Source organism: Mycobacterium sp. (assembly GCF_052145595.1).
Classification (GTDB): domain Bacteria; phylum Actinomycetota; class Actinomycetes; order Mycobacteriales; family Mycobacteriaceae; genus Mycobacterium.
In genome coordinates this window covers 1-5,717 of the sequence record NZ_JBKQOI010000376.1, presented here as the reverse complement: position 1 = coordinate 5,717, position 5,717 = coordinate 1, and the positions used below count along the sequence as shown (strand labels likewise).

Here is a 5,717-nt window from a genome sequence, read left to right as displayed (position 1 = left end):
GACACCTCGACGCGTCAGCGGATCCTCGCGGCCACCGCCGAGGTGCTCGGCCGAAACGGCAAGACCAAGCTCAGCCTGTCCGAGGTCGCTGCCCAGGCCGGAGTATCGCGCCCCACGCTCTACCGCTGGTTCGCCTCCAAAGAGGAGTTGCTCTCGGCGTTTTCGAGCTACGAGCGACAGATCTTCGAAAGCGGCCTGATCAAGGCGACCGCCGGGTTGAAGGGGATCGACAAGCTCGACGCCGTGTTGCGATTCATCGTCGAGTACCAGCATTCCTACTCGGGTGTGCGCATGGTCGATGTCGAGCCCGAGCACACCATCGCCCAGTTTTCCCGCGTCATCCCGCAGATGCGCGACGGCCTGCAACGGCACCTGCCCGGACCGAATGCCGCCGTGAAAGCGGCGACGGTGATCAGGATCGCGATATCGCACTACATAGTCCGAAGCGACGACGCCGATCAGTTCCTGGCCCAGTTGCGGCACGCCGTCGGAATCAAGGGTGCCTGACGGAGTCGCCTCGGTCACATCCGGTAAGCGCAAGCCGTTGCGCGACCGACCAATAGGTGAGTTTCATTTGTGATATCGCCGGTGATAGCGCAAATGGAAATCGCCTCATGGCCGGCTCACGGTACTCACGTGGCTCATGGGATTACTGGTACCGTCGATCGCCTCAGTCGAACAACACCGCGGCATTGAGGTAACCGGTAGGGTCCAAAGCCGCCTTGACCGCCCGCATTGCCGCGATGTCGGCGGGCTCCCGTGACATACCGAGATAGGGCCGCTTGCGGCTGCCCACGCCATGCTCGGAGCTGACGTTGCCCCCGCACCGCGCGATGAGATCCATCATCGGCTCGTAGAGCGCCCGCTCCCGCTCGAGCGGGCAGCGCAGGACGTTGAGGTGCAGGTTGCCCTCGCCGATGTGGCCGAACAACAACGGCAGCGCCTCGGGCACCTGCGCGTGGATCAAAGCGACCGCGTCGCGGGCGAACCCGCCGATCGCCGACAAGGGCAACGACACGTCGAACTTCAGCGGCGGCCCGTACACGCCAAGCACCTCGGCGAGGGATTCGCGCACCCGCCACAACCGTTGCTGCGCAGCGACATCCACGCCGACCGCGGGATCGCCGCACATCGCTGCGCCGTCGAGTAGCTCGGCGAGCCGATCGGTCTGGTCGTGGTCGGCGGCCAGCTCCACCAGCAGCAGCCAGTCCCCCTCGACCGGTGCGCCCACCCCGAGATGCTCGGCAGTCAGCGCGGCAGCCCGGGCGTCGATCAGCTCCAGCGCGGCGATCCCGTCCACATCGCGAAAGATCCGGCCGGCATCGACCAGCGCCTCCAGGTCGGCAAACCCGCAGACCGCCGTTACCCGATGCGACGGCGTCGGGTGTAGCCGCAGGTCCAGCGCGGTGATGACACCGAGAGTGCCTTCGGCGCCGACGAACAGGGCCGGCAGGTCGTAACCGGTGTTGTCGCTGCGCACCAAGCTGTGCCGGCGCATCAGCGAGCCGTCGGGCAGCGCCACCTGCAAGCCGACAACTTGCTCGCCCATGTTGCCGTACCGAACGGTGCGCAGGCCGCCGGCGTTCGTCGAGGCCATGCCGCCGACGGTCGCGGTGTCCCGGGCAGACAGGTCCACACCGAACACCAGGCCCGCCTCGCTCGCCGCGCGCTGCACCGCGGCCAGCGCGGCCCCGGCACCGACCCCGATGCGGCGCTCGACGGTGTCGACATCGCCGAGGGCGCACAGCCGTTCGGTGGACAGCAGCACATCGTCGTGCTCGGGAACCGTGCCGGCCACTAGCGAGGTGCGACCGCCCTGCACCGTCACGTTCGCCCCGGCGTCGCGGCATAACCGCAACACCTCGGCGACCTCCTCGGCGGACCCCGGCCGCACCAGCGCGCTGGCCCGTCCCCGGTAGCGGCCGGTGTGGTCGACGCTGCGACCGGCCAGCACGTCGGGGTCGGTGCTGACGTGATTGGATCCGACGATGCTCTTCAGGGTCACCAGGCTGGGCAGCATGCTCGCGGTTATAGCTGAAACTCCTAGAACTCTTTGTGCGGCACGTCCGTCACCAGTCCGCCGTCCATGACGAACTCACTGCCGGTGGCGTAGGACGATTCGTCGCTGGCGAGGAACAGCACAAACATCGCGACTTCTCTCGCCTCGCCCGGGCGGCCCAGGGGGATGGTGACCATGTCTTCCGGCAGCTTGGCGGTCATCGGGGTACGGATGAAGCCGGGGTGAATCGAATTCACCCGGATGTTCAACGGCGCCAACTCCAAAGCCGCCGACTTGGCCAGGCCGCGCACTCCCCACTTGGACGCGACGTACGGGTGCACCGCCGGCGCGCCGCGCAGCCCTTCGATCGACGACACGTTGATGATCGAGCCGCCCCCGGCCGCGGTCATCGGCTCGACGGCCACCCGCATGCCCAGGAACGTGCCGGTCAGGTTGACGTCAATCACCTTCTGCCACTTGCCCAGATCGAAATTCTTCAGTTGCCCGAGCGCCACGATGCCGGCGTTGTTGACCAGCACGTTGAGCTTGCCGAACTCGCCGGTCGCGGTCGCGACGGCGGCGTCCCACTGGTCGGGTTGGGTGACGTCGAGGTGGACGTAGCGCGCCGCATCACCAATTTCATCGGCCAGCGCTTTGCCCTCGTCGTCCAGGATGTCGCCGATCACCACTTTCGCGCCTTCCTCCGCGAGCAGGCGCGCGTGTGCGGCGCCCATCCCGCGGGCGCCACCACTGATGAGCGCAACTTTTCCGGCTACCCGTCCCATGTAGGACTCCCTTCGATTGGTATGGGCCTAGCTGGCCACGAGTTCGCTTGGCGCGTACAGGCATTTGCCGGTGACCAGCGGCAGGTCGAGGGTGGTCCTGATGCCGGGCGGCGCCGCGATCACCGCCGGGATGGCGTTGACGATGCGGCCGGCGGCTCCCGCGATCGCGGCGTGGTTGTGGTCGCCCTTGCGGCTGCTCGGAACGATATTCACGGCGTAGGACGGCTCGCCGGTGATCTCGACGCGGTACGAGCCGCCGCCCGCGGCAGGCTGAGGCAGGTCGGGCCGCAGGTCGGGCCGCAACCGGGTGATGTGCTCGATGACGATGGCGGGGCGGCCACCGACCATGCCGCGGATCTCGAACTGCAGCACGGCCAGGGTGCCCTTGGCCACTCGCCCCACCGCGATGTCGAAGTCCTCCGGCGCCGGCTCGCGCTGATACGACTCGGCGATCTCGTCGACCTCGATGCCCAGGCCGGCCGCCAGCTGACGGATCGCCGTCCCCCAGGCGATGCTGAGCACTCCCGGCTGCAGCAGCATCGGAATTTCGTCGAGGGGCCGGCCGAACCCCATGTAGTGCATCACCTCTGCGCCGTCGTAGCTCGCGTAATCGGCGATCTCCATGCAGCGCACCTGCTCGATGCGCTGGCAGGTCCCGGCGAGCGCGAACGGAATCAGGTCATTGATGAATCCGGGATCGACGCCGTTGATGAAGATGCTCGAATCACCTTGCCGGGCGGCGTCTTCCACGCGGGCGATGTACTTGTCGGGCATGACACCCCAGGGGTATTGCAGCAGCCCCGGCGACGACCCGACGACGTTGATGCCGGCGGCCAGGATGCGCATGACGTCGGCCATCGCGTCGGGCAGCCGGGTGTCGCCCATGGCGCAGTAGACGACGCATTCGGGCCGGGTTGCGATGACGGCGTCGAGGTCGCTGACGGCCTTGACGCCGGTGACGGTCGGGGCGTCCAAGCCCACCCCGCACAGCTCCCCTGCGTCCTTGCCCACCTTCTCGGGCGTGGACACGCACACGCCTGTGAGTTCGAACTGCGGATTGGTGATCAGTTCGGCCAGGGCCAGCCCTCCGACATTTCCGGTACCGACGTGCGCGACGCGGATCGCCATGAGAGTCTCCGTCCCTTAAACCCTGAAAACTTTTCTAGACACTAGTCCACAATTTTCGACGCGCCTACCTCGCCCGCGTTCAATCCGGGCAGGCAGAATGGAAATGCCTATGGCACAACGTGAGGATGTCCAATTCGCCTCCGGCGACGACCGGATCAGCGCATGGCTTTACCGGCCGGCGAGCATCGGCCCCGCGCCGCTGCTGGTGATGGCGCACGGCCTGGGCGGGGTGCGCACCATGCGGTTGGGCGCCTACGCCGAACGATTCAGCGCGGCCGGCTATGCCTGCCTGGTGTTCGACTATCGCAACTTCGGCGACAGCGAGGGCCGTCCGCGTCAGCTGCTCGACATCGGGATGCAGCTCGCCGACTGGGCCGCCGCGCTGGCCTTCGCCCGCACCCTTGACGGCATAGACCACAACCGAATCGGATTGTGGGGTACGTCTTTTGGGGGCGGACACGTGATCGCCACGGCGGCCCGGCTACCGGGCATCGCCGCCGCCGTAGCCCAATGCCCGTTTACCGACGGCGTGGCTTCCGCGCGCACGCTGAGCCTGTTGATCTTCCTGCGTGTCGGTGTCCGGGCCGCCCGAGACATGATCGCGTCCCGGTTGGGGAAACCGCCGGTGATGGTCCCCGCGGCGGGCAAGCCGGGTGAGGTCGCATTGATGAACGCGCCCGACGTCTACCCGGGCTTCATGCGGCTGGTACCCGAGGGCCAGGCGGTGCCGAACGAGGTCGCAGCCCGGTTGGCGATGAAGCTCATCACCTACCGTCCGGGCCGCATGACCGCGAAGATCACCTGCCCAATCTTGTTCTGCGTGTGCGAATCCGACTCGGTGGCTCCCGCGGCCCCCACGCTGCGCTATGCGGCCAAGGCTCCGCGCGGTGAGGTCAGGTTGTATCCCGAGGGGCATTTCGCGATCTATGTCGACGACGCGTTCGAACGCGCCGTCGCCGACCAGCTCGCTTTTCTCGATAGGCACTTGAAAAACCCCGACGCGTAGCCGAAGCAAGCTTCTGCGACTTGCGCGAAATGCCGGACTTCCCGGCGGGACGGCCTTACTCTCTCAATACCTCATACCCACGGTTGCGGGTAAGTCCCGTTTGACCGGAGAAGGGGTCCCGGTCGGTGGGAAGGACGGCGAGATGTCGTATTTGATCACTGCCCCCGAGATGTTGGCGTCAACGGCCGCCGATGTGGAAAACATCGGCTCGGCGCTTCGCGCGGCCGGCGCGAACGCGGCGGGCCCGACAACCGGGGTATTGGCGGCGGCCGAGGATGAGGTGTCGGCGGCCATCGCGAATCTGTTCGGCGCATACGGCCGGCAATACCAAGCGGTCGTCGCGCAAGCCGCAATGTTTCACAGCGAATTCACCGAGGCGTTGGCGGCCGCGGCGAGCACCTATGCGCAAGCCGAGGCCGGCAACGCGGCCCTTGCGTCCGGTATCTCGAACGAGCTGGGTGCACCGCTGCGGACGCTGTTGGGACAGGCGCCGATCGCCGGCGGTGCCTCCGGCAGCACGGGCGCGCTGACTTCGATCGTGAAGTTGGCCGCCGGGGACCCCTTGTACGCGTTGATCATGGGCGGCACCAATAACCCGGGCCCCGACCCCATCTACCTGGGCAACATTTACACCTCCTACATCCAGCCCAATCCCCACTTCCCTTCGCCCAACGTGCAAGGCCTGTTCACGCCCGAGCAGTTCTGGCCGGTCACCCCTCTGCTCGGCAATTTGACGTTCGGCCAGTCGGTCGCTCAGGGCGTGGGTCTGCTGAACAACGCGCTCGTAGGTACCGGCGGG

The 5,717-nt window shown here is 67.0% G+C and carries 6 protein-coding genes; 3 read left to right on the top strand and 3 right to left on the bottom strand.

Going from position 1 to position 5,717, the window contains the following annotated elements; genetic code table 11:
* Positions 1–507, top strand: a 507-nt coding sequence (locus ACLP4W_RS30475) for a TetR/AcrR family transcriptional regulator (RefSeq protein ID WP_442391377.1), incomplete at its 5' end; no start/stop codon positions are given.
* A gap of 163 nt (positions 508–670) precedes the next feature.
* Here the strand turns inward: ACLP4W_RS30475 and ACLP4W_RS30470 are convergent.
* The 3 genes from ACLP4W_RS30470 to ACLP4W_RS30460 are packed head-to-tail and all read right to left on the bottom strand — an operon-like array spanning position 671 to position 3,912.
* Positions 671–2,020, bottom strand: a complete 1,350-nt coding sequence (locus ACLP4W_RS30470; protein WP_442391375.1) for an FAD-binding oxidoreductase — start codon at positions 2,018–2,020, stop codon at positions 671–673.
* A gap of 23 nt (positions 2,021–2,043) precedes the next feature.
* Positions 2,044–2,784, bottom strand: a complete 741-nt coding sequence (locus ACLP4W_RS30465) for a glucose 1-dehydrogenase (RefSeq protein WP_442391373.1) — start codon at positions 2,782–2,784, stop codon at positions 2,044–2,046.
* 27 nt (positions 2,785–2,811) lie between these two features.
* Positions 2,812–3,912 carry an NAD(P)H-dependent amine dehydrogenase family protein gene (locus ACLP4W_RS30460; protein ID WP_442391371.1) on the bottom strand — a complete coding sequence of 367 codons (1,101 nt, stop codon included), beginning with the start codon at positions 3,910–3,912 and terminating at the stop codon, positions 2,812–2,814.
* A 109-nt stretch (positions 3,913–4,021) separates the two neighbouring features.
* Between ACLP4W_RS30460 and ACLP4W_RS30455 the strand changes: the two genes are divergently transcribed.
* Together ACLP4W_RS30455 and ACLP4W_RS30450 are read left to right on the top strand one after the other, a co-directional pair.
* On the top strand, positions 4,022–4,918 hold the full coding sequence (locus ACLP4W_RS30455; protein WP_442391369.1) for an alpha/beta hydrolase: 897 nt from the start codon (positions 4,022–4,024) through the stop codon (positions 4,916–4,918).
* 142 nt (positions 4,919–5,060) lie between these two features.
* On the top strand, positions 5,061–5,717 hold a 657-nt coding region (locus tag ACLP4W_RS30450), incomplete at its 3' end, for a PE domain-containing protein (protein ID WP_442391367.1).

What these genes read in the sequence shown, in the direction of transcription:
- ACLP4W_RS30470 (WP_442391375.1), bottom strand. Translation starts at nt 2,020, where the DNA reads ATGCTGCCCAGCCTGGTGACCCTGAAGAGCATCGTCGGATCCAATCAC.
- ACLP4W_RS30455 (WP_442391369.1), top strand. Translation starts at nt 4,022, where the DNA reads ATGGCACAACGTGAGGATGTCCAATTCGCCTCCGGCGACGACCGGATC.
- ACLP4W_RS30465 (WP_442391373.1), bottom strand. Translation starts at nt 2,784, where the DNA reads ATGGGACGGGTAGCCGGAAAAGTTGCGCTCATCAGTGGTGGCGCCCGC.
- ACLP4W_RS30460 (WP_442391371.1), bottom strand. Translation starts at nt 3,912, where the DNA reads ATGGCGATCCGCGTCGCGCACGTCGGTACCGGAAATGTCGGAGGGCTG.